This window comes from Klebsiella michiganensis, from assembly GCF_002925905.1.
GTDB lineage: Bacteria > Pseudomonadota > Gammaproteobacteria > Enterobacterales > Enterobacteriaceae > Klebsiella > Klebsiella michiganensis.
The window spans coordinates 1,455,425-1,476,486 of sequence record NZ_PRDB01000001.1 but is presented as its reverse complement, the minus strand read 5'-3'; the positions used below and the strand labels follow the sequence as shown (position 1 = coordinate 1,476,486).

Annotated in this window: 17 protein-coding genes and 1 pseudogene; 12 read left to right on the top strand and 6 right to left on the bottom strand. The window is 60.8% G+C overall.

What is annotated here, in order from left to right; genetic code table 11:
- From CDA56_RS07090 to olsF, 3 genes and pseudogenes are all read left to right on the top strand, one after another.
- Positions 1-272, top strand: a pseudogene (locus CDA56_RS07090) (porphobilinogen synthase); the annotation flags it as partial.
- Between the two features lie 212 nt (positions 273-484).
- Positions 485-976 carry an REP-associated tyrosine transposase gene (locus CDA56_RS07085; RefSeq protein WP_032748194.1) on the top strand — a complete coding sequence of 164 codons (492 nt, stop codon included), beginning with the start codon at positions 485-487 and terminating at the stop codon, positions 974-976.
- A gap of 238 nt (positions 977-1,214) precedes the next feature.
- Positions 1,215-2,933 carry a bifunctional ornithine lipid synthase OlsF gene (olsF, locus tag CDA56_RS07080; protein ID WP_103814787.1) on the top strand — a complete coding sequence of 573 codons (1,719 nt, stop codon included), beginning with the start codon at positions 1,215-1,217 and terminating at the stop codon, positions 2,931-2,933.
- Between the two features lie 163 nt (positions 2,934-3,096).
- Here olsF and tauD read toward each other — a convergent pair whose 3' ends face one another.
- The 4 genes from tauD to tauA are packed head-to-tail and all read right to left on the bottom strand — an operon-like array spanning position 3,097 to position 6,510.
- On the bottom strand, positions 3,097-3,948 hold the full coding sequence (gene tauD, locus CDA56_RS07075) for a taurine dioxygenase (RefSeq protein ID WP_032694131.1): 852 nt from the start codon (positions 3,946-3,948) through the stop codon (positions 3,097-3,099).
- A complete protein-coding gene (gene tauC / locus CDA56_RS07070; RefSeq protein ID WP_032694130.1) occupies positions 3,945-4,772 on the bottom strand; it encodes a taurine ABC transporter permease TauC in 828 nt (275 codons plus the stop codon). Before tauC ends, tauD begins: the two co-directional genes overlap by 4 nt.
- On the bottom strand, positions 4,769-5,536 hold the full coding sequence (gene tauB / locus CDA56_RS07065) for a taurine ABC transporter ATP-binding subunit (RefSeq protein WP_103814785.1): 768 nt from the start codon (positions 5,534-5,536) through the stop codon (positions 4,769-4,771). Before tauB ends, tauC begins: the two co-directional genes overlap by 4 nt.
- A gap of 11 nt (positions 5,537-5,547) precedes the next feature.
- Positions 5,548-6,510 (bottom strand): taurine ABC transporter substrate-binding protein, encoded by a 963-nt coding sequence (gene tauA / locus CDA56_RS07060; RefSeq protein WP_103814783.1) that lies wholly within the window; start codon positions 6,508-6,510, stop codon positions 5,548-5,550.
- Between the two features lie 466 nt (positions 6,511-6,976).
- Here tauA and CDA56_RS07055 point away from each other — a divergent pair, with 466 nt between their 5' ends.
- From CDA56_RS07055 to fbpC, 6 genes are all read left to right on the top strand, one after another.
- Positions 6,977-7,606, top strand: a complete 630-nt coding sequence (locus tag CDA56_RS07055; RefSeq protein WP_014228124.1) for a response regulator transcription factor — start codon at positions 6,977-6,979, stop codon at positions 7,604-7,606.
- The gene (locus CDA56_RS07050; RefSeq protein WP_014837550.1) at positions 7,606-9,147 is read left to right on the top strand and encodes an MASE1 domain-containing sensor histidine kinase; all 1,542 of its coding nucleotides are present in this window, start codon (positions 7,606-7,608) and stop codon (positions 9,145-9,147) included. The genes CDA56_RS07055 and CDA56_RS07050 overlap by 1 nt, the downstream gene beginning before the upstream one ends.
- Before the next feature lie 60 nt (positions 9,148-9,207).
- Complete coding sequence (uhpC, locus tag CDA56_RS07045) at positions 9,208-10,527, top strand: MFS transporter family glucose-6-phosphate receptor UhpC (RefSeq protein ID WP_227638027.1); 1,320 nt, start codon at positions 9,208-9,210, stop codon at positions 10,525-10,527.
- A complete protein-coding gene (locus tag CDA56_RS07040) occupies positions 10,527-11,558 on the top strand; it encodes an ABC transporter substrate-binding protein (RefSeq protein WP_103814779.1) in 1,032 nt (343 codons plus the stop codon). The genes uhpC and CDA56_RS07040 overlap by 1 nt, the downstream gene beginning before the upstream one ends.
- A gap of 69 nt (positions 11,559-11,627) precedes the next feature.
- Positions 11,628-13,706, top strand: a complete 2,079-nt coding sequence (locus CDA56_RS07035; protein WP_103814777.1) for an ABC transporter permease — start codon at positions 11,628-11,630, stop codon at positions 13,704-13,706.
- A gap of 11 nt (positions 13,707-13,717) precedes the next feature.
- The gene (fbpC, locus tag CDA56_RS07030) at positions 13,718-14,764 is read left to right on the top strand and encodes a ferric ABC transporter ATP-binding protein (protein ID WP_014228120.1); all 1,047 of its coding nucleotides are present in this window, start codon (positions 13,718-13,720) and stop codon (positions 14,762-14,764) included.
- Positions 14,765-14,853: 89 nt separating this feature from the next.
- On the opposite strand, the gene mmuM is transcribed toward fbpC, so the two are convergent.
- Both mmuM and mmuP read right to left on the bottom strand, forming a co-directional pair.
- A complete protein-coding gene (gene mmuM / locus CDA56_RS07025) occupies positions 14,854-15,786 on the bottom strand; it encodes a homocysteine S-methyltransferase (RefSeq protein WP_103814775.1) in 933 nt (310 codons plus the stop codon).
- Positions 15,773-17,179 carry an S-methylmethionine permease gene (mmuP, locus tag CDA56_RS07020; RefSeq protein ID WP_103814773.1) on the bottom strand — a complete coding sequence of 469 codons (1,407 nt, stop codon included), beginning with the start codon at positions 17,177-17,179 and terminating at the stop codon, positions 15,773-15,775. The genes mmuM and mmuP overlap by 14 nt, the downstream gene beginning before the upstream one ends.
- Positions 17,180-17,469: 290 nt before the next feature.
- Here mmuP and eat point away from each other — a divergent pair, with 290 nt between their 5' ends.
- From eat to eutC, 3 genes are read left to right on the top strand one after another with little or no spacing between them, the layout of a single operon-like run.
- Positions 17,470-18,849 carry an ethanolamine permease gene (gene eat, locus CDA56_RS07015; protein WP_004129501.1) on the top strand — a complete coding sequence of 460 codons (1,380 nt, stop codon included), beginning with the start codon at positions 17,470-17,472 and terminating at the stop codon, positions 18,847-18,849.
- An 11-nt stretch (positions 18,850-18,860) separates the two neighbouring features.
- On the top strand, positions 18,861-20,249 hold the full coding sequence (locus tag CDA56_RS07010) for an ethanolamine ammonia-lyase subunit EutB (protein ID WP_103814771.1): 1,389 nt from the start codon (positions 18,861-18,863) through the stop codon (positions 20,247-20,249).
- Positions 20,246-21,022 carry an ethanolamine ammonia-lyase subunit EutC gene (eutC, locus tag CDA56_RS07005; RefSeq protein WP_004099335.1) on the top strand — a complete coding sequence of 259 codons (777 nt, stop codon included), beginning with the start codon at positions 20,246-20,248 and terminating at the stop codon, positions 21,020-21,022. The genes CDA56_RS07010 and eutC overlap by 4 nt, the downstream gene beginning before the upstream one ends.
- Positions 21,023-21,062 lie beyond the last annotated feature (40 nt).

The following is a 21,062-nucleotide window of genomic DNA, read 5'->3' as shown; positions in this document are numbered from 1 at the left end:
TGGACGAAGCCCAGGGCGCCGACTGCCTGATGGTCAAACCGGCCGGTCCCTATCTCGATATCCTGCGCGATCTGCGCGAGCGCACCAACCTGCCGCTCGGCGCGTACCAGGTGAGCGGTGAATACGCGATGATTAAGTTCGCCGCCCAGGCCGGCGCTATCGATGAAGAGAAAGTGGTGCTGGAAAGCCTCGGCGCAATCAAGCGCGCCGGCGCGGATCTGATCTTCAGCTACTTCGCCCTCGATCTCGCCGAAAAGAAAATCCTGCGTTAATTCGGCTATTACCGTTCCCCGGTCGCGCTACGCTTACCGGGGCTACAAACCTGCTCCGGTAGCCCGGGTAAGGCGCCAGCCGCAACCCGGGGAATTCCTCTGCTGCAAAAAGTTGCGAGACTCTTTCCACCATTATCTTTGGATTCTTGCCAGACTGTTACCCCGACTCTACCCTGCCGCTTAAGACGTTATCTTTTGCAAAGGAGCGCTGCATGGTGGCCTACCGTCGTTATTATCTGAAGGGTGGAACCTGGTTTTTTACAGTTAATTTGCGAAACCGAAAAAGCAGACTTCTGACCGAGCACATCGGTACTTTACGTCACGCCATCCTCACCATCAAACGGCGAAAACCCTTTTACATTGATGCATGGGTTATCCTTCCTGAACATCTTCATTGCATCTGGACATTACCCGGAGACGATAGCGATTTCTCCGCCAGATGGCGGGACATAAAAGGTTGCTTTAGCAAAGCATTAAAACAAGAAAATGTCTGGCAACCGCGTTTCTGGGAACATGCAATCCGCGATGAAGAAGACTACCGCCGGCATATCGATTACACCTACATTAATCCTGTAAAACACGGTTGGGTACGACAGGTTTGTGATTGGCCTTTTTCAACCTTTCACCGGGATGTTCGGCGCGGGTTATATCCCGATAATTGGGGTGGCGAAATTCACGATTTTTTGTGCGGCGAACGCCAGTAAACCCCGGTCGCGCTACGCTTACCGGGGCTACGATCTGCTCCGGTTGCCGGGTTCATTGCCAGGCTTCCCCCGGTCGCGCTGCGCTTACCGGGGCTACGGGTTCACCACCGTCTGTGGGCCGGTAGCCCGGGTAAGGCGCCAGCCGCAACCCGGGGAAATATCCCAAATCTTCACTCAACTGTAATCTGAGCGACATCTGCGCCTTCTACTGTCTGGGCAGGACGGAGGAGGTGCCGCTATGTTTAGTCTCGACAATGTCATCGATGACCTGTGGCCTCAGGCAAAGCCAGCGCTCTGGCAGAAAAAGGTGCTGAAAAAGCTCCTGCATGAGGAAGAGTTTCAGCAGTTTGCCGCGCGTCATCATCACCTGAAAGGACTGGATACGGTCGAACAGGTGCTCGAACATCTTAATATCCGCTGCGCTATCCCGGCGCACGATCTCGAACAAATCCCCGAACATGGCCCGCTGGTTATTATCGCCAACCACCCCACCGGTACGCTTGACGGCCTGGCCCTGCTCTACGCGGTGTCCCGCGTGCGTCGCGACGTCAAAGTGGTCACCAACCGCATGCTGACCCACCTTGAACCGCTGAGCTCGCTGTTTATTCCGGTCGATAATATCAACGGCCGAACCGCCAAAGCGGCGCTGCAGCAGATGGACCAGCAGCTGCAAAACGGCGGCGTGCTGATTTTCTTCCCGGCGGGTGAAGTTTCACGCCTCACCCGGCGCGGTATTCGCGATAAAAAATGGCACTCCGGATTTATTAAGCTGGCGGCGAAATATCGCGCCCCGCTGCTGCCGGCGTGGATCCGCGCGCGCAACAGCGCGCTGTTTTACGCCAGCACGCTGATTTCCGATAGCCTGCCGCTGCTGCTGCTGATGCAGCAAATGTTTCGCCGCCGCAACGGCAGCCTGCCGGTTAATTTCGGCCAACAGATTGCCTGGTCAAGCTGGTTCGATCCTCAGCGCTCTGTTCGCGAGCTGACCGAACGCTGCTATCGCCACCTGGAGCTGCTGGCAAAAGGGCAGCCCGGCGTATTTAAAAGCGAAAGCGCTATTGCCCGACCTGAAGACCGCGCCCTGCTCAAGCGCGAACTGGGACGGGCGGAAACGCTGGGGCGCACGGCGGATGGCAAAGTGATTTATCTCTGGCAGCGCCGCGGCCAGGAAGATGCGCCGGTGCTGCGCGAACTGGGCCGCCTGCGGGAAATCGCCTTCCGCGCGGTGGGCGAAGGCAGCGGCAAACGTCGCGACGTTGACGGTTACGACGACGACTATCTGCATCTGATTCTGTGGGATGAAGAAGACCTGGAAATCGTCGGCGCTTACCGCTTTATGCCGACCGCGATGCAGCTGGAAAAGCGCGGCCTGAACGGCGTCTATAGCTACAGCCTGTTCCATTACGACGCGCGCATGGACGATATTCTGCAGCACGGAATTGAGCTGGGGCGCAGCTTTATCCAGCCGCGCTACTGGGGCCGCCGCGGACTGGACTACCTGTGGTCCGGCATCGGCGCGTATCTGGCGCGCTATCCGCACTATCGCTATCTGTTCGGCCCGGTGTCGATTTCCGGCGGGCTGCCGCCGTCGGCGCGCGATCTGCTGGTCGCGTTCTATCGACTGTGGTTCCCGGCGACGCATCCGCTGGCGGAGTCGCGCCGCCCTTATCCGGCCTCGCTGCCCGATGTGCTGACGCAGTTTGGCGGAGAAGATTACAACGACGATCTGGCGCGGCTGAAGTCCCTGCTCGGCAACCTCGGCTGCGCGATCCCGCCGCTGTATAAGCAGTACTCGGAAGTTTGCGAGCCGGGCGGCGTACAGTTTATCGATTTCGGCAGCGACCCGGATTTCAACAACTGCGTGGATGGTCTGGTGCTGGTGGACTTGACCTACCTGAAGGCGAACCGCTATCAGCGCTATATTGGGGTACATCTGGACGCGCAAAAATCGGCATAAAAGCCTTTTCCCGGCTTGCGGCGCATTGCGCCTTAGCCGGGCTACGGGTTTACCGCTTTCTACGGACCGGTAGCCCGGACAGGCGCGTTAAGCGCCGCCTCCGGGAAGCCACGCGCAATACCGCTTCCGATGTTCTCCACGGCGCGCGACCGGGCTACAAGCATTACCCCGCCCGGTAATAGGGTTTATCCCCGAGAATCGTCGCCCGGTGCATAATGCGCCGCTGCGGCAGGTAATCGGCGTTGGCGTAGTGCTGGGTGACGCGGTTATCCCAAATCGCCACGTCGTTCGGCTGCCAGCGCCAGCGTACCTGAAAGTCCGGTTTAGTAACGTGAGCAAACAGGAAGCCGAGCAGCGCCTCGCTCTCTTTCTCCGTGACGTCGACGATGCGGGTGGTAAAGCCCTCATTGACAAACAGCGCCTGCTTCCCGGTCACCGGATGGGTGCGCACCACCGGATGCAGCAGCGGCGGATTTTTCGCGACCGCCTCCAGCCAGCGCTGATGCTCCTCTTCGCTTTTGCGGTATTTGTACTCCTGAAACGATTTGCGAAAATCATGCTCCGCGCGCAGGCCGCTTAACAGCTGGCGCAAAGGCGCGGAGAGCGCCTCATAGGCCGCAATGCCGCTGGTCCACAGGGTGTCGCCGCCGGTTGACGGCAGCTCTTTTGCCGCGAGGATCGCCCCGGCGGGCGGCGTCTCTATAAAGGTGACATCGGTGTGCCAGTTATCGTTATCCGGCGGGTTATCGTCGTGGGTATCGAGCACGATAATCTCATCCACGCCGGGCGCGTGCGGATAGACCGGATGAATATGCAGGTCGCCAAAGCGCAGGGCGAGATCCCGCTGCTGCTCGGGAGTGATGTTTTGCTCACGCAGGAACACCACCTGGTGACGCAGCACCGCGTGATACAGCTGCTCAAACTGGTTGTCGCTCAGCGGACGGGTGATGTCGACACCGGATACCTGCGCGCCAATATACGGCCCCAGAGGGGTAATGCTTAAACGTTCGCTCATTGTACTTCTCCATGCCAGGGCGTCAGGCGACGCTGCAGCGCGCGCAGCCCCAGTTCCAGTAAAAAGGCGATGATGGCAATCACCGCGATCCCGGCCAGCACCACGTCGGTGGCGAGGAACTCACCGGCGGACTGCACCATAAAACCTAACCCGCGGGTGGCGGCAATCAGCTCCGCGGCCACCAGCGTCGACCAGCCCACGCCGAGCCCAATGCGCAGGCCGGTGAGGATCTCCGGCAGCGCGCCGGGCAGGATCACCAGCCACAGCACCTGCGCCCGGCTGGCCCCTAAAGATTGCGCGGCGCGAATGCGCACCTGCTGGGCGCTCTTAACCCCCGCCAGCGCCGACATCGCCACCGGCGCGAATATCGCCAGGTAGATCAGCAGGATCTTCGAGGTCTCGCCGATGCCGAACCAGATCACCATCAGCGGTAAATAGGCCAGCGGCGGCACCGGGCGATAAAGCTCGATCAGCGGGTCGAGGATCCCGCGTACCGTGGGGCTCAGCCCCATGGCGATCCCCACCGGCACGCCGAGCAGTACCGCCGCCAGCAGCGCGATAACGATACGCGTCAGGCTCGCCGCCAGGTGCTGCCAGAGGGTGGCGTCCATAAAACCCTGCGGACCGGCAATAGTGATAAGTTTCTGCAATACCTGTCCCGGCGGCGGCAGAAACAGCGGACTAATCAGCTGCAGGGCGGCAACGGCCCACCAGATAGCCAGCAGTACCGCCAGGGTCGCCACGCTCAGGCTGAGCTGACGCGAGAGCGGCCAGCGCCACTTCAGCCCCCGCTGACGCGGTTTGTCATTGATGACCACGCTCATGAGAAAGCCTCCCGTTGTTCAAATACCCGGCTGAGGACGTATTCGCGCTGTTCGATAAACCGCGGGTCCGATTTAATGCTGCGGCAGGATTCACCGGCGACGAAGCGGCGGCCAAAATCGAGCGGCAGCCGTTCGAGCACCCGGCCCGGCCCCGGCGAGAGTAGTACCAGTTCGGTGGCCATAAACACCGCCTCTTCGATATCGTGGGTAATCAGCAGCACCTTCTTACCGGTCTCATGCCACAGGCTGAGCAACAGGGTTTGCATCTGCTCGCGGGTAAAGGCATCCAGCGCGCCAAACGGCTCGTCGAGCAGCAGCAGCTGCGGGTTGGCCGCCAGCGCGCGGGCAATGCCTACCCGCTGGCGCTGGCCGCCGGAGAGCTGCCAGACAAAGCGCTTTTCCGCTCCTTCGAGGCCCACTTTTTTCAGCATCTGCGCGGCGGTTGCCCGGCGCTGCGTTTTGTCGACCCCGGCCAGCTGCAGCCCGAGCGCGACGTTATCCTGCACGTTGCGCCACGGCAGCAGCCCTTCGTGCTGAAACACCACGCCGCGATCGGCGCCCGGCCCTTCAACCCGCTGGCCTTCAAGGGTGATGCTGCCGTGCTGATAAGGCACGAATCCGGCAATCAGGTTCAGCAGCGTGGTTTTACCGCAGCCGGAGGGCCCCAGGACCACCAGCAGTTCGCCGCTGTCCAGCGTCAGGTTGATATCCGCCAGCGCCGGTTTACCGCCGTAATCGGCGGAAAGATGCGAGATTTGCAGCATCATGACCTCCTTTACTTCACAAAACGGTCGGTGACGTACTGGCTGTAGTCGCTACCGGCGGCGGGCACTTTGCCCTGCTCTTTCAGGAATTTAGCGGTGTCGATGATGGCTTTATTCACCGGCCCGTTCAGCTCCTGCGCCTGCTGGGCGGCGGTCAGGTAGGTATTGCCTTTCACCAGCCCCGGGACGTCGGCTTCCGGTACGCCGCTTAAGCGCGCCAGCTTGCTGATGTTCTCCGGCTGCTTCAGCCACTCATCCGGGTTGGCGATATAGGGCTGCTGCGCGTCAATGGCGCTTTTGGCGAAGGCTTTGACGATGTCAGGATGCTTTTCGGCAAAGTCTTTGCGTACCACCCACACGTCCAGCGTCGGCGCGCCCCACTCGCCCACCTGCGACGAGTCGGTGAGAACCGTGCCGTCTTTTTCCAGCGCGTTAACCGCCGGCGCCCAGACGTAGGCGCCATCAATGTCGCCACGCTGCCAGGCGGCAATAATCGCCGGCGGCTGCAGGTTGAGGATCTGCACCTGACCCGGTGTAATCCCCCAGTGCTTCAGCGCCGACAGCAGGCTGTAGTGAGTCGTAGAGATAAATGGCACGGCGATGCGTTTGCCGATCAGGTCCTGCGGTTTGGTGATGCTCTTCTTCACTACCAGCGCTTCGGAGTTACCGAGCTTTGAGGCCAGCAGAAAGACTTCAATCGGCACCTGCTGGGTGGCGGCGACCGCCAGCGGGCTGGAGCCGAGGTTGCCGATCTGCACGTCGCCGGAAGCCAGCGCCCGCACGATGCTCGCGCCGCTGTCAAACTTGCGCCAGTCGACGGTCGCCCCGCTCGCTTTGGCGAAGGTGTTGTCCGCCTGGGCGACTTTCGCCGGCTCGGCGGAGGTCTGATACGCCACGGTAACGTTGACCGCCTGGGCCTGGAACGCCGCCAGCGCCAGCGCGGCAATGAGTGTGATACGCGATGATAGTGCCATAGTGTCTGCTTCCCTTATCCCCGTCATACTTCGAGTAGCATGTGCGTTGGCTGCACTCGTTCTTCCCTGTCACATAGTTATCTATGCTCCAGGATCGCCCGAGTTTGCCGCCTTCCTGCTACTCGAATTATTTAGGGGTATGTGTGTTATGGGTGCAGTATTTCCGGCGCGATGCGTTTGATGAAGTAATTAAAAATTCTTGCTAAGAACAAAGCGTTTTTAGAAAAAAATCGGCAATGCTTATACACAAAATCATTCATGCTGCATCGAGGCGGCAAGGTTGTTCGTCCCCGGGAGCTGACATAAGTCAGTGACCGGGGCGGGCAAACGAAGCCAACAAAGAGGCAGCTTGAAGGATGAAGTGTATTGCGATTTTGTTACATTCGTTGCATAACTGCGCCTGATTGATTGCCAGCGCAGCGGCGGCAGGCATCATAGAACCATGATGCGCTGAGAGAGAAGAAACATGATTCGAGTGGTGCTGGTCGATGACCATGTGGTGGTGCGTTCAGGCTTTGCGCAGTTACTCAGCCTCGAAGAAGATCTCGAGGTGGTTGGCCAGTTCAGCCGCGCGGCGGAAGCCTGGCCGGCGCTGCTGCGCGACGACGTCGACGTGGCGGTCATGGATATCGCCATGCCGGATGAGAACGGCCTGAGCCTGCTAAAGCGCCTGCGCGCGCAAAAGCCGCAGTTCCGCGCCATTATTCTCAGTATTTACGACACCCCCACCTTCGTGCAGAGCGCGCTTGATGCCGGCGCCAGCGGCTATCTGACCAAACGCTGCGGCCCGGAAGAGTTGGTCCAGGCGGTGCGTTCCGTCGGTATGGGCGGACACTACCTGTGCGCCGATGCGCTGCGGGCGCTGCGCGGCGGAGAACAACCGGCGCAGGTGCTGGAAGTGCTCACCCCGCGTGAACGCGAAGTCTTTGATTTGCTGGTTAAAGGCGACAGCGTCAAGGAGATCGCCTTTAAGCTCGAACTCAGCCACAAAACGGTTCACGTCCATCGCGCCAACGTGCTGGGCAAACTACAGTGTCACAGCACCATTGATCTGGTCCATTTCGCCCTCGACCACCAGCTGCTGGCGGGTCATTAATGTCGCGCAGCCTTCGCCACAGCGTCATCTCGCTGTTCATCGTGCTGGCCTGGGGAAGCGGCTGGCTGATGCTGTGGACGCTCGGATTTTACCTGACCCATAACGGCCAGCAGGCGGCGCTGTTCCTGCCGCACGGCGTCTATCTGGCGCTGCTGATCCTGCTTTCGCGCCGCTACTGGCCCGCGCTGGTGCTGCCTCCGGTGCTGATGCTGCTCTGGCTGCACGGCGAACAGCTGCTGAACGGCTATATTCTGCTGGCCGCGCCGTTGATCGGCCTGCTTCCCGCCGGCCTCGCCCAACAGTTCTGGCACCGCTTTCCCCTTTACTGGCAGCGGCTGACGCTGCTGCTGGCCACGGTTACCGCCAGCGCGCTGCTCAACACCGCCCTGCTCTCGCCGTTTGTGAAAAGCCCGGCGATGATGCTCGGCCTGGCCTCGTTTACCGGCGGGGTGCTGCTGACGCCGTTTGTCTATCTGATTTTTGAATTCCTGCGCCAGCAGCACCGCTACCATCTGCTGGGACTGGATACCAATAATCCACCGCTGCGCACCTCGCTGATCATCTGGTGCAGCCTGTTCTTTATCATCGGCATAGGCACCCAGATGGTACTGTCGCCGGAAATCGAGCGCCTGCTGTTAATTGTGGTGTTTCTGCCCAACGTGGTGATGGCGTGGAAGTTCGGCTGGCAGGGCGGCGTCCTTTCCGGCCTGCTGGGCAGCATGATGATCACCATCGCCCGCCAGGTTGGCGTTGGATTCAGCAACCTGGTGGAGCTGGAGATTTTTCTGGCCACCCAGGCGCTGCTCGGCATCGGGCTGGGCATTGCCATCAGCCGCCAGCAGCACCTGGCGCAAAACCTGCACCACTACCGCCAGCGGCTGGAAGCGGAGCTGGCGGCCCGGCGGGCGCTGGCCGAAAAGCTGATCCATACCGAAGAGGATACGCGCAAAAGCCTGGCGCGCGAGCTGCACGACGAAATCGGCCAGAATATTACCGCCATTCAGATCCAGTCGCAGCTGGTGAAGCGGGCGCGCGATCCGGCGCAAACCCAGGCCGCCGCCAGCCAGATTAACGATCTCGCCCGGCGTATTCACCACTCCACCCGCCAGCTGCTGCGCCAGTTACGCCCGCCGGCCCTCGATGAGCTGTCGTTTAAAGAGGCGCTGCACCATTTGCTCAATGAGTTTGCCTTTGCCGAGCGCGGTATCCGCTGTCGCTTTGACTACCGGCTCACCGCCACGCCGGAGAGCGAAACGGTGCGCTTCACCCTCTATCGGCTGCTGCAGGAGCTGCTTAATAACGTCTGTAAGCACGCCGACGCCAGCGAGGTCGCCATTGCCCTGTATCAGCAGGGGACGCTGCTGCGCCTGGAGGTGAAGGACAACGGTATCGGCATCAGCCCCGACAAAATGGCCGGCTTCGGCATTCAGGGCATGCGTGAGCGGGTCAGCGCCCTGGGCGGAGAGCTGACGCTGGAGTCGCAGCGCGGCACACGCGTAATTGTTAACTTGCCCACAAATTTGCAACAAACAGCCGGCTAACCAGGAAAAAGTCTTAGTCACTCCGGACTTTCTCTCATCCCCTTTCGATTTCACTTTCATATAGTCAGCAAAACGGAGACGGCTATGCGCTCAGCAACCGACATTAATCAACGTTACAGGACGCTGCGTCCGCAGCTGCTGATGTACATGGTCATCGGGTATGCGGCGTTTTACCTGACGCGCAAAAGCGTTAACTACGTTCTGCCGGCGCTGCAAACGGATCTGGGCCTGGATAAAGGCGATATTGGCCTGCTGGGATCGCTGTTTTACCTGACCTACGGCCTGTCGAAGTTTACCGCCGGGCTGTGGCACGACAGCCACGGGCAGCGCTGGTTTATGGGCGCGGGACTGTTCGCCACCGGTCTGCTGAACGTGGTGTTCGCCTTCGGCGAGTCGCTGACGCTGCTGCTGGCGGTCTGGACGCTGAACGGATTTTTTCAGGGCTGGGGCTGGCCTCCCTGCGCCCGCCTGCTAACCCACTGGTACTCGCGCAACGAACGCGGCTTCTGGTGGGGCTGCTGGAATATGTCGATCAACATCGGCGGGGCGATTATCCCGCTGATTAGCGCCTTTGCCGCCCACTGGTGGGGCTGGCAGGCGGCGATGCTGGCACCGGGGACGATCAGCATGGCATCAGGCATCTGGTTAACGCTGCACCTGAAAGGAACGCCCCGCGAAGAGGGATTGCCGTCGGTGGGCGCCTGGCATAACGACCCGCTGGAGCTGCGCCAGGAGCGGCAAAGCCCGCCGATGGGGCTGTGGCAGATGCTGCGCACCACGATGCTGAAGAACCCGATGATCTGGCTGCTGGGCGTCTCTTATGTGCTGGTCTACCTGATCCGCATCGCGCTCAACGACTGGGGCAACATCTGGCTGACGGAGAGCCACGGCGTCAATCTGCTCAGCGCCAACGCCACGGTGATGCTGTTTGAAGCGGGCGGCCTGCTCGGCGCACTGTTCGCCGGATGGGGCTCGGATCTGCTGTTCAGCGGCCAGCGGGCGCCGATGATTTTACTGTTCACGCTGGGGCTGATGGTCTCCGTCGCCGCGCTCTGGCTGGCGCCGGTACACCACTACGCGCTGCTGGCGGTGTGTTTCTTTACGGTGGGCTTCTTCGTTTTTGGCCCGCAAATGCTGATTGGCCTCGCGGCGGTGGAGTGCGGACACAAAGCGGCGGCGGGTTCCATCAGCGGATTTCTCGGCCTGTTCGCCTATCTGGGGGCAGCGCTGGCGGGCTGGCCTCTGTCGCTGGTCATTGAACGCTACGGCTGGTCGGGGATGTTCAGTTTACTCTCGGTCGCCGCAGTTCTGATGGGTTTATTGCTGATGCCGCTGCTGATGGCGAGCATTACTACCTCTGCTGCTCAAAGGATAAAATAATGAAAAAAACGCTGGTCACTACCCTGATTGCTTCCGGCATTGCGCTGGCGACGTTAAGCGGCGCGGCGCACGCCAAAGGTCGTCTGGTGGTCTATTGCAGCGCCACCAACGAAATGTGTGAGGCGGAAACTAAAGCCTTCGGCGAAAAATATGACGTAAAAACCTCGTTTATTCGCAACGGCTCCGGCAGCACGCTGGCGAAGGTCGATGCCGAGAAGAAAAACCCGCAGGCGGATGTCTGGTACGGCGGCACCCTCGACCCGCAGTCCCAGGCCGGCGAAATGGGCCTGCTGCAGCCCTATAAATCGCCGAATCTTACGCAGGTGATGGAGCAGTTCCGCGATCCGGCGAAGCTGAAAGGCAACTACTCTTCGGCGGTGTACGTCGGCATTCTCGGCTTCGGCGTGAACACCCAGCGCCTGAAAGAGAAAAACCTGCCGGTGCCAAAATGCTGGAAGGATCTGACCAAACCGGAATATAAAGGCGAAATCCAGATTGCCGACCCGCAGAGCTCCGGCACCGCCTACACCGCGCTGGCGACCTTCGCCCAGCTGTGGGGAGACGATCATGCTTTCGATTATCTTAAACAGCTCAACGCTAACGTCTCCCAGTACACGAAATCCGGTATCGCCCCGGCGCGCAACGCCGCCCGCGGTGAAACGGCCATCGGCATCGGCTTCCTGCACGACTATTCGCTGGAAAAAGAACAGGGCGCGCCGCTGGAGCTGATCTCGCCTTGCGAAGGCACCGGCTACGAAATTGGCGGCGTGAGCATTCTGAAGGGCGCGCGCAACCTCGACAACGCCAAACTGTTCGTCGACTGGGTGCTGTCGAAAGAGGCCCAGGAGCTGGCGTGGAAGAAAGGCAAGTCCTATCAGATCCTGACCAACACCACCGCCGAAACTTCGCCGAACTCGCTGAAGCTCGACGACCTGAAGCTTATCAACTACGACATGGATAAATACGGCTCAACGGACGTGCGTAAAGCGCTCATCAATAAATGGGTTAGCGAAGTGAAGATGGGTAAATAAGCCCGCACTGCGTTCATTTGCCGGGTAGCGGCATCCACGCCCTACCCGGCCTACGACACCGGAAAACTTATGTCACACACACTTGCACTCCATCCCGTGAAAAAGCGGGATGCGATATTCCTTTGGGTTTTATTCGGCTGGCTGGCGTTCGCCCTGCTGCCGAGCTGGAGCCTGGATTACGGTCTGCTGGAGTCCACGCAAGATGAAATTCTCGCGGCCTACGGCTGGTCACAGTTCAATATCAGCTGGCTGTGGTATCTCCTGCCGAGCCTGCTGCTGATTCGTCCATGGCGGGAAGCCAGCCGGGAGCAGCGCAGCCGCCACTACCTCGACGCCGGCTGGGCGCTCCTCTGTATGGCGTTTATCGTCGTCAGCGCCACCGTGGAAGGCCGCGGGTTAGGCTACGCCACCCTCGTGCTGTTTGTCGCGCTGGGCGCCATCATGACCCTGGCGCTCACCCGCCTGGAATGGCTGGGCGGCGACCGCTTTGTGATTGGTTCGCTGGTCACCATCGTGGCGTTAATCGGCGTCTTTATCGTCTGGCCGAGCATCGCCATTTTCATCCCGATGTTCACCAACGACGCCGGCGAGTTTGCCCCGCTGGCGTTTATGGCCGTGCTGTCGCAGGCGCATATTGTCCAGGTGATCCTCAACTCCATCGCCCTGTCGATTGCGGTAGGCATCGGCTGCACCTTCTTTGGCCTGGTGCTGGCGATTTACACCACCCGCATCGCAAAGCGCAGCGCGATTATTGGCCGCATTTTCTCGATTCTGCCGATCGTCACCCCGCCGTTTGTCGTCGGCCTCGGCGTTACCCTGATGATGGGCCGTTCCGGCTACGTCACCGAACTGATGGTCGACTGGTTTGGCTTAACCAACACCAACTGGCTGTACGGGTTTACCGGCATCTGGCTGGCGCAGGTGCTGGCGTTCACTCCGATGGCGTTTATGATCCTCGACGGCGCGATTAAAACCATTCATCCGTCGCTGGAGGAGGCGTCGTACACCCTGCGCGCCAGCCGCTGGCAGACCTTTAACGGCGTCTTCGTCCCGCTGCTGAAACCGGCGCTGGCGAACGCGTTTTTAATCGTCATCGTCCAGTCGCTGGCCGACTTCAGCAACCCGCTGGTGCTCGGCGGCAACTTCGACGTGCTGGCGACGCAAATCTACTTCTATATCACCGGTTCGCAGCTCGATTATCAGGCCGCCAGTACTCTGGGCGCGTTCCTGCTGCTTTTCTCGCTGCTGGTGTTCTGCATTCAGTATATGTGGATCGGCAAGCGCTCGTACGTCACGGTTTCCGGTAAGTCCTATCGCGGCGACGTGCAGCCGCTGCCGGTGACCCTGGTGTGGAGCGTGATCGCCATTCTGGCGGTGTGGATCGCCTTCAACGCCCTGCTCTACGGCAGCATTTTCTACGGCAGCTTTACCGTTAACTGGGGCGTGGACTACACCCTGACGCTGGATAACTTTATCAAGCTGTTCGGCCAGGGGATGAGCGACGGCGCCTGGCCTTCGCTGCTCGATACTCTGCTTTACGCCGGGATCGCCGCGCCGATCACCGCCGCCTTCGGCCTGCTGATCGCCTGGATCGTGGTGCGTCAGCAGTTTAAAGGCAAAAAGACCATCGAGTTCACCACCATGCTGTGCTTCGCGGTACCGGGCACCGTGGCGGGCGTCTCCTATATTCTCGCCTTTAACAGCGCGCCGGTGTACCTCACCGGAACGGCGGCGATTGTGATTATCTCGATGGTGATGCGTAACGTGCCGGTGGGCATCCGGGCGGGCATTGCCGGTTTAGGCCAGATCGACAAATCGCTGGACGAAGCGTCGCTCAGCCTGCGCGCGGGTTCCCTGCGCACCATTACGCATATCCTGCTGCCGCTGCTGCGCCCGGCGATCCTCTCGGCGCTGATCTACAGCTTTGTGCGCGCCATTACCACCGTCAGCGCCATTGTGTTCCTCGTGACGCCGGACACCCGCGTCGCTACCGCCTATATCCTCAACCGGGTGGAAGACGGCGAATACGGCGTGGCGATCGCCTACGGATCGATTCTGATCGTAGTGATGCTGGCGATTATTTTTATCTTTGACTGGCTGATCGGGGAAGCGCGTATCTCCCGGTCAAAAGCCAAAAACCAGGCGTAATGGAGCGCACTATGAGTCAGAAAAATTTTGTTGAACTGCGCAACGTCACCAAGCGATTCGGCAGCAACACGGTTATCGACAATATCAATCTCACCATCCCGCAGGGGCAAATGGTGACCCTGCTCGGCCCTTCCGGCTGCGGTAAGACCACCATTCTGCGCCTGGTCGCCGGGCTGGAAAAACCGAGCGAAGGGCAGATTTTCATCGATGGCGAAGACGTGACCCATCGCTCCATTCAGCAGCGCGACATCTGTATGGTGTTTCAGTCTTACGCTCTGTTTCCGCATATGTCGCTGGGGGACAACGTCGGCTACGGTCTGAAAATGCTCGGCGCGTCGCGCGGCGATGTGAAAGCGCGGGTGAAGGAGGCGCTGGCGATGGTGGATCTGGAGGGCTTCGAAGACCGCTATGTCGATCAGATCTCCGGCGGCCAGCAGCAGCGCGTAGCGCTGGCGCGCGCCCTGATCCTCAAGCCAAAGGTGCTGCTGTTTGATGAGCCCTTAAGCAACCTCGACGCCAACCTGCGGCGCAGCATGCGCGATAAGATCCGCGAGCTGCAAAAGCAGTTTGATATCACCTCGCTGTACGTGACCCACGATCAGAGTGAAGCCTTTGCGGTTTCCGATACCGTGCTGGTGATGAATAAGGGGCATATCATGCAGATCGGCTCGCCGCAGGATCTTTACCGCCAGCCCGCGTCGCGTTTTATGGCGAGCTTTATGGGCGATGCCAACCTGTTCCCGGCCGCCTTCAGCGAGGGTTTCGTCGATATTTATGGCTATCGGCTGCCGAGGCCGCCGCATTTTGCCGCCCACGGCGAGGGCAGCGTCGGCGTCCGCCCGGAGGCGATCACCCTGAGCGATCGCGGCGAGGAGAGCCAGCGCTGCACGATCCGTCACGTGGCCTATATGGGGCCGCAGTACGAGGTGACGGTGGAGTGGCACGGGCAGGAAATTTTGCTGCAGGTGAACGCGACGCGGCTGCAGCCGGACGTCGGCGAGCATTACTATCTCGAAATCCACCCGTACGGGATGTTTGTGTTAGCGGATGCCGGATGATTGATGCCGGGTAGCGCTTACGCTTACCCGGCCTACGATTCGTGCACGTTGTCCGCCGGGTAAGGCATCAGCCGCCACCCGGCGCAAACTCAACGCCGGGCGTTCAGTTCGGCAATATCCTTCGGCGTCGTGCGGCAGCAGCCGCCAATCAGCTTTGCCCCCGCCGCCAGCCACTGGGGTAAATATCCCGCCAGCGTTGCACAGGCTTCGCCGTGGTGATGCCAGGTCTTGGATACCGGGTCATAGTGCTCCCCGGAATTAGGATAAACCACCAGCGGCAGCGCCGTCAGGCTATGCAGATGCGCCAGCGCGGCGGTGGTGTTCTCCAGCGCGATACAGTTAATGCCCAGCGCCACCACCTGCGGATAGTTTGCCAGCACACCAACCACTTCCCGCAGCGGCGTGCCGTCGCTGAGATGCTGCGCATCGCGCAGGGTAAACGAGAACCACGCCCGCGCGCGCGGATAGGCGGTCAGCAGCTCCGCCAGCGCCTTCATCTCGGCGAAATTCGGCATCGTTTCGCAGGCCAGCAGATCGGCCCCGGCGTCGAGCAGCGCTTCCACGCGCGGACGATGAAACGCCTGAAATTCCTCACGGCTGCGGACATAATCGCCGCGATACTCCGAACCGTCCGCCAGGAAGGCGCCGTACGGCCCGACCGAACCGGCAACCAGCAGCGCGCCCGCCTGCGGGTTTTCCGCCAGATACGCCTCCCGCGCCTTGCGGGCCAGCTCAACGCTTTTGCCGATCAGCGCTTTCGACTGCGCTTCATCGAGGCCGCGGGCGGCAAAGCCCGCCGGAGTGGCCTGATAGCTGGCGGTGATCGCCACCTGCGCGCCGGCGCGGAAATAGCCGAGGTGAACTTCGCGGATAAGCTCCGGGTTGTCGACCAGCACTTTCGCCGACCACAGGCTGTCGGCAAGATTGCAGCCGCGCGCTTCCAGCTCCGTCGCCATCGCGCCGTCCAGCAGGATAAAGGGCTTTGCGTCAAGGAGGGCGGTTAACGGATTATTCTGCGACATGTTGAGGCTCCTGGGTGAGTTTCCGTGAACGAGTCAGATAATACGCACCATAACACAGTGCCACGAACGGGATCCCGCACCACAGCGCAATCCTCTGACTCGGGTCAAACGCCAGACCCACGCAGGCCACCAGGCAAAGCGCAAATCCCAGCGCCGGCACCAGCGGATACCACGGCGCGCGGTAGTGCAGTTCGCTTAGCGCCTTCCCCTGCTGCAGATGACGGCGGCGGAACATAAAGTGCGAGGCGCAGATGCTCAGCCATACCGCCACCACCGCGAAGCCGGAAATCGCCGACAGCGCGACAAACACCGTATCCGGGGCCACGACGCTGGAGAAGAGCGCCAGCACGCCGCCAAGCATGCTGACCGAAATCGCCGTCAGCGGCACGCCGTTCTTGGTTAATTTAGTAAAACAGGCCGGCAGCGTTTTTTCATTGGAGAGCGACCACAGCATCCGCCCGGAGGCGTAGAGGCCAGAGTTGGCCGCCGACAGAATCGCCGTCAGGATCACAAAGTTAAAGATATCCGCCGCGTAAGGGATCCCCACCTTTTCGAACACCAGCACAAACGGGCTTTTCTCGACTCCCGCCTGCTGCATCGGGATCAGCGCCGCCAGCACGAAGACGGTGCCGATAAAAAAGATAATCAGCCGGGCGATGGTGGTGCGAATGGCCACCGGAATGACTTTGTGCGGATTCTCCGTTTCCCCCGCCGCGATGCCGATAAGCTCGGTGCCGGAGAAAGCGAAGTTAACCGCCACCATGGTCATCAGGATCGGCAGACCGCCGTGCGGGAACCAGCCTTCGGCGGTGAGATTGCGCAGCCCCGGCGCCGGGGAGCCATCCTGCATCGGAATGATGCCGAAGATCGCCGCCCCGCCGAGAATAATAAAGGCAATAATGGTGACCACCTTCACCAGCGAGAACCAGAATTCACCTTCGGCAAAGAAGCGGGTGGAGATAACGTTGAGGGCGAAAATCACCGCGCAGAACACCACGCACCAGACCCATACCGGCACCTGCGGGAACCAGTACTGCATGCAGAATCCGGCGGCGGTGAAGCTTGAGCCAAGCGCGACGGTCCAGGTTAGCCAGTAGAGCCAGGCGACGGTGTACCCGGTCGCCGGGCCGAGATAGCGGGCGGCGTAGACGTGAAACGCCCCGGTTTCCGGCATCGCCACCGAGAGTTCGCCCAGACACTGCATCACCAGCCAGACCACCAGCGCGCCAATCAGATAGGCCAACAGCGTACCCGCCGCTCCGGTGGTGGAGATGATATAGCCGGTATTAAAAAATAGCCCTGTGCCAATAACGCCACCCAGCGACAGCATAATCAGGTGGCGGGTCTTCATGGTGCGCTTAAGCTGCCCACCTTGTTGTTGTGTTGTTTGCATTTGACCTCATGGGCGTATAGACATCTAAACATCCAGATAAGAGATTCCTTATACCGCGACCACTGCTAAATTGCAAAGCGGCCTGGCGCGATGGCGCAAAAAAGACGCTGGCGCCATCGTGCACCAATAACGCCACATTTGCGGGCAGCTGCACCACCGCGACTCTCCCGCCGGGCGCAGTCTGCCCCTTTTTTGATCCTCGTTGGCGTAAACCGCCGCGTTTATCGGTGGTATGCCCTGGCATTCTCTTTGCAACCCTCCCGATATCTTTATCTGGCGAGGCAACGAACATGACAGAGCAAACCACAACGCTAAAAAGAACGCTCGGCAGTTTCCGCTTATGGGGGATCGCCGTTGGGCTGGTTATTTCCGGAGAGTATTTTGGCTGGAGCTACGGCTGGTCCCAGGCCGGGACGCTGGGCTTTATGATCGTCGCGCTGGCCATCGCCGCGATGTACTGCGCCTTTATTTTTAGCTTTACCGAGCTGACCACCGCCATTCCGCATGCGGGCGGGCCTTTTGCCTACGCCTACCGCGCCTTTGGCCCGACCGGCGGGTTTATCGCCGGCTTCGCGACCCTGATTGAATTCGTCTTCGCCCCGCCCGCCATCGCCATGGCCATCGGCGCCTATCTTAACGTGCAGTTTCCGGCGCTCGACCCCAAATGGGTGGCCTGCGGCGCCTACATCATCTTTATGACGCTGAATATTCTCGGCGTGGGTATCGCCGCGACCTTTGAGCTGGTGGTGACGTTATTAGCGATTTTCGAACTGCTGGTGTTTATGGGCGTTGTCGCGCCGGGCTTCTCCTGGAGCCACTTTACCGCTAACGGCTGGGCGGGCGCGGAGAGCTTCAGCGGCCTGGCGCTGCCGGGGATGTTTGCCGCCATCCCCTTCGCTATCTGGTTCTTTCTGGCGATTGAAGGCGCATCGATGGCCGCCGAAGAGGCGAAGGATCCGCAGCGCACCATTCCCCGGGCGCTGGGCGGCGGCATCCTGACCCTGACCGTGCTGGCGATTGGCGTGATGATTTTTGCCGGCGGCGTGGGCGACTGGCGAACCCTGGCCAATATTAACGACCCGCTGCCGCAGGCGATGAAAATGGTGGTCGGCAACAGCAGCGGCTGGCTGCATATGCTGGTGTGGCTGGGACTCTTCGGCCTGGTGGCCTCGTTCCACGGGATTATCATGGGCTACTCGCGGCAGATTTACTCGCTGGCGCGCGCGGGCTATCTCCCTGCCAGCCTGGCGACGCTGAACCGCCGCACCCGCACGCCGCATCTGGCGATCCTCGCCGGGGGCGTGGTGGGCATCGCCGCCATTTTCTCCGATTCGCTGATCACCATTAGCGGGATGCCGCTGACCGCCTGTATCGTCACGATGTCGGTATTTGGCGCTATTGTTATGTATATCACCTCGATGGCGGCGCTGTTTAAACTGCGCCGCAGCGAGCCGAAGCTGATTCGACCGTTCCGCGCGCCGCTCTATCCGTGGGCGCCGGCCTTCGCGCTGGCCATGGCGGTACTCTGCCTGGTGGCGATGGTCTGGTACAACACCCTGCTGGCGCTGATTTTCGCCGCCATGATGCTCGGCGGCTACCTGTGGTTTCGCAAGACCGCAGCGGCCCGCCAGCGCGCGGCGGTGGATCCGCAGCTGCGTACGGTCTCCTGAGGAGGCGACACATGTATAAAACCACGCTATCAGGCCAGGTATGGCGCTTTGATAGTCTGAAAACCTTGATGGCGAAGGCCTCTCCTGCGCGTTCCGGCGACGCGCTGGCGGGCGTTATCGCCGGCTCCGCCGAAGAGCGTATGGCGGCAAAAATGGCGCTGGCGGAGATTCCGCTCACGGAGATTCTCGATAATCCGCTGATTCCCTACGAGCAGGATGAGGTGACCCGGCTGATCCTCGATACCCACGACGCCCGGGGCTTCGCGGCGATTCGCCATCTTACGGTCGGCGATTTTCGCGACTGGCTGCTCGACGACGCCACCGATGAAGCGGCGCTGCGCCAGGTCGCCCGCGCGATAACCCCGGAGATGGCCGCCGCGGTCAGCAAGCTGATGCGCAATCAGGATCTGATCCTCGCCGCCAGCAAATGCCGGGTCATCACCCGTTTTCGCAATACCATCGGCCTGCCGGGGCGCCTGAGCGTGCGCCTGCAGCCCAATCACCCGACCGATGATATGAAAGGCATCGCCGCCAGCATGCTCGACGGCCTGCTGTACGGCGCCGGGGACGCGGTGATCGGCATCAATCCGGCCAGCGACAGCCTGCCGGTGCTGGCGCAGCTGAACCATATGCTTGACGATATTATTCAGCGCTTCGCCATCCCCACCCAGTCGTGCATTTTGACCCACGTCACCAACACCCTGCAGCTGATTGAGCGCGGCGCGCCGGTGGATCTGGTGTTCCAGTCGGTGGCCGGTACCGAAGCCGCCAACAGCGGTTTCGGCATTAATCTGGCGCTGCTGCAGGAAGCACGGGAAGCGGCGCTTAGCCTGAACCGCGGCACGCTGGGCAACAACGTGATGTATTTTGAAACCGGCCAGGGCAGCTGTCTTTCCGCCAACGCCCACCACGGCGTTGATCAGCAGACCTGCGAAGCCCGGGCCTATGCCGTCGCCCGCCATTTTGAGCCGCTGCTGGTCAATACGGTGGTGGGCTTTATCGGCCCGGAGTATCTGTACGATGGTAAGCAGATTATCCGCGCCGGGCTGGAAGATCACTTCTGCGGCAAGCTGATGGGGCTGCCCATCGGCTGCGACGTTTGCTACACCAATCACGCCGAAGCGGATCAGGACGATATGGATACCCTGCTGACGCTGCTCTGCGCGGCCGGGCTGACCTTTTTGATCGGCGTTCCGGGGGCTGACGATATTATGCTCAACTACCAAAGCACCTCGTTCCACGATGCCCTTTACGCCCGCCGACTGCTGGGTTTACAGCATGCGCCTGAGTTCGCCGACTGGCTGACGAAGATGCAAATTATTGACCGTCACGGCGCGCTGCGTCTGACCGATGCCCGCCATCCGCTGCTTTCCGTCCTGCCGCAAGGAGAACCGGTATGAATCCTCCCGACGCCTGGAACCCGCTGCGTGAGTTTACCGATGCGCGGATTGCGCTGGGGCGCAGCGGCGCCAGCCTGCCGACCCGCGAAGTGCTGAATTTCGGCCTCGCCCACGCCCGGGCGCGCGATGCCATTCACCAGCCTTTCGCCAGCGACCAGTTAGTCCAGCCGCTGGCGGAGCTGGGGCTGTCGACGCTGACCGTCCGCAGCGCCGCCAGCGATCGCCATGTCTATCTGAATCGCCCGGATCTGGGGCGACAGCTGAACGAAGAGAGCCGCGCCGACCTCGCCGCCAGCGGCGCGCGCCCCGCCGACCTGCTGCTGGTGATTGGCGACGGGCTGTCGTCGTACGCCGTGCAGCGCCAGGCGGTGCCGCTGATTCGCGCCCTGCTGCCCTATCTGAAAACCCTCGGCCTGAGCCTGGCCCCGGTGGTACTGGCGCACCAGTCGCGGGTCGCGCTGGGCGATGATATAGGCGAAACGCTGAAGGCCAGAGCGGTGGCGATATTGATTGGCGAAAGGCCCGGGCTCTCCTCGCCGGATAGCCTCGGGGTGTATTTAACCTGGCAGCCGCATCGTCAGCGGCTGGAGTCGGAGCGCAACTGTATTTCTAATATCCGTCCGGAAGGACTGAGCTTTGATGCCGCCGCATTTAAACTGGCCTGGCTACTGGAGCAGGCCTTTTTGCGGCGGCTTACCGGAGTGCGCCTGAAAGACGAAAGCGATAATCCGGCGCTGCATGGAAAAATAAAACCGTTGAGCCAGTTAAAATAATAAGTCACGAAGGCAGCAGAATAGATTTTTAATATTATCT

Coding starts and splice junctions, on each gene's coding strand:
- tauC (WP_032694130.1), bottom strand. CDS start 4,772: ATGAGCGTGGTCATCAATGACAAACCGCGTCAGCGGGGGCTGAAGTGG.
- CDA56_RS07035 (WP_103814777.1), top strand. CDS start 11,628: ATGTCACACACACTTGCACTCCATCCCGTGAAAAAGCGGGATGCGATA.
- CDA56_RS07050 (WP_014837550.1), top strand. CDS start 7,606: ATGTCGCGCAGCCTTCGCCACAGCGTCATCTCGCTGTTCATCGTGCTG.
- fbpC (WP_014228120.1), top strand. CDS start 13,718: ATGAGTCAGAAAAATTTTGTTGAACTGCGCAACGTCACCAAGCGATTC.
- olsF (WP_103814787.1), top strand. CDS start 1,215: ATGTTTAGTCTCGACAATGTCATCGATGACCTGTGGCCTCAGGCAAAG.
- tauB (WP_103814785.1), bottom strand. CDS start 5,536: ATGCTGCAAATCTCGCATCTTTCCGCCGATTACGGCGGTAAACCGGCG.
- CDA56_RS07010 (WP_103814771.1), top strand. CDS start 18,861: ATGTATAAAACCACGCTATCAGGCCAGGTATGGCGCTTTGATAGTCTG.
- CDA56_RS07085 (WP_032748194.1), top strand. CDS start 485: ATGGTGGCCTACCGTCGTTATTATCTGAAGGGTGGAACCTGGTTTTTT.
- mmuP (WP_103814773.1), bottom strand. CDS start 17,179: ATGCAAACAACACAACAACAAGGTGGGCAGCTTAAGCGCACCATGAAG.
- tauD (WP_032694131.1), bottom strand. CDS start 3,948: ATGAGCGAACGTTTAAGCATTACCCCTCTGGGGCCGTATATTGGCGCG.
- tauA (WP_103814783.1), bottom strand. CDS start 6,510: ATGGCACTATCATCGCGTATCACACTCATTGCCGCGCTGGCGCTGGCG.
- eat (WP_004129501.1), top strand. CDS start 17,470: ATGACAGAGCAAACCACAACGCTAAAAAGAACGCTCGGCAGTTTCCGC.
- mmuM (WP_103814775.1), bottom strand. CDS start 15,786: ATGTCGCAGAATAATCCGTTAACCGCCCTCCTTGACGCAAAGCCCTTT.
- CDA56_RS07040 (WP_103814779.1), top strand. CDS start 10,527: ATGAAAAAAACGCTGGTCACTACCCTGATTGCTTCCGGCATTGCGCTG.
- eutC (WP_004099335.1), top strand. CDS start 20,246: ATGAATCCTCCCGACGCCTGGAACCCGCTGCGTGAGTTTACCGATGCG.
- CDA56_RS07055 (WP_014228124.1), top strand. CDS start 6,977: ATGATTCGAGTGGTGCTGGTCGATGACCATGTGGTGGTGCGTTCAGGC.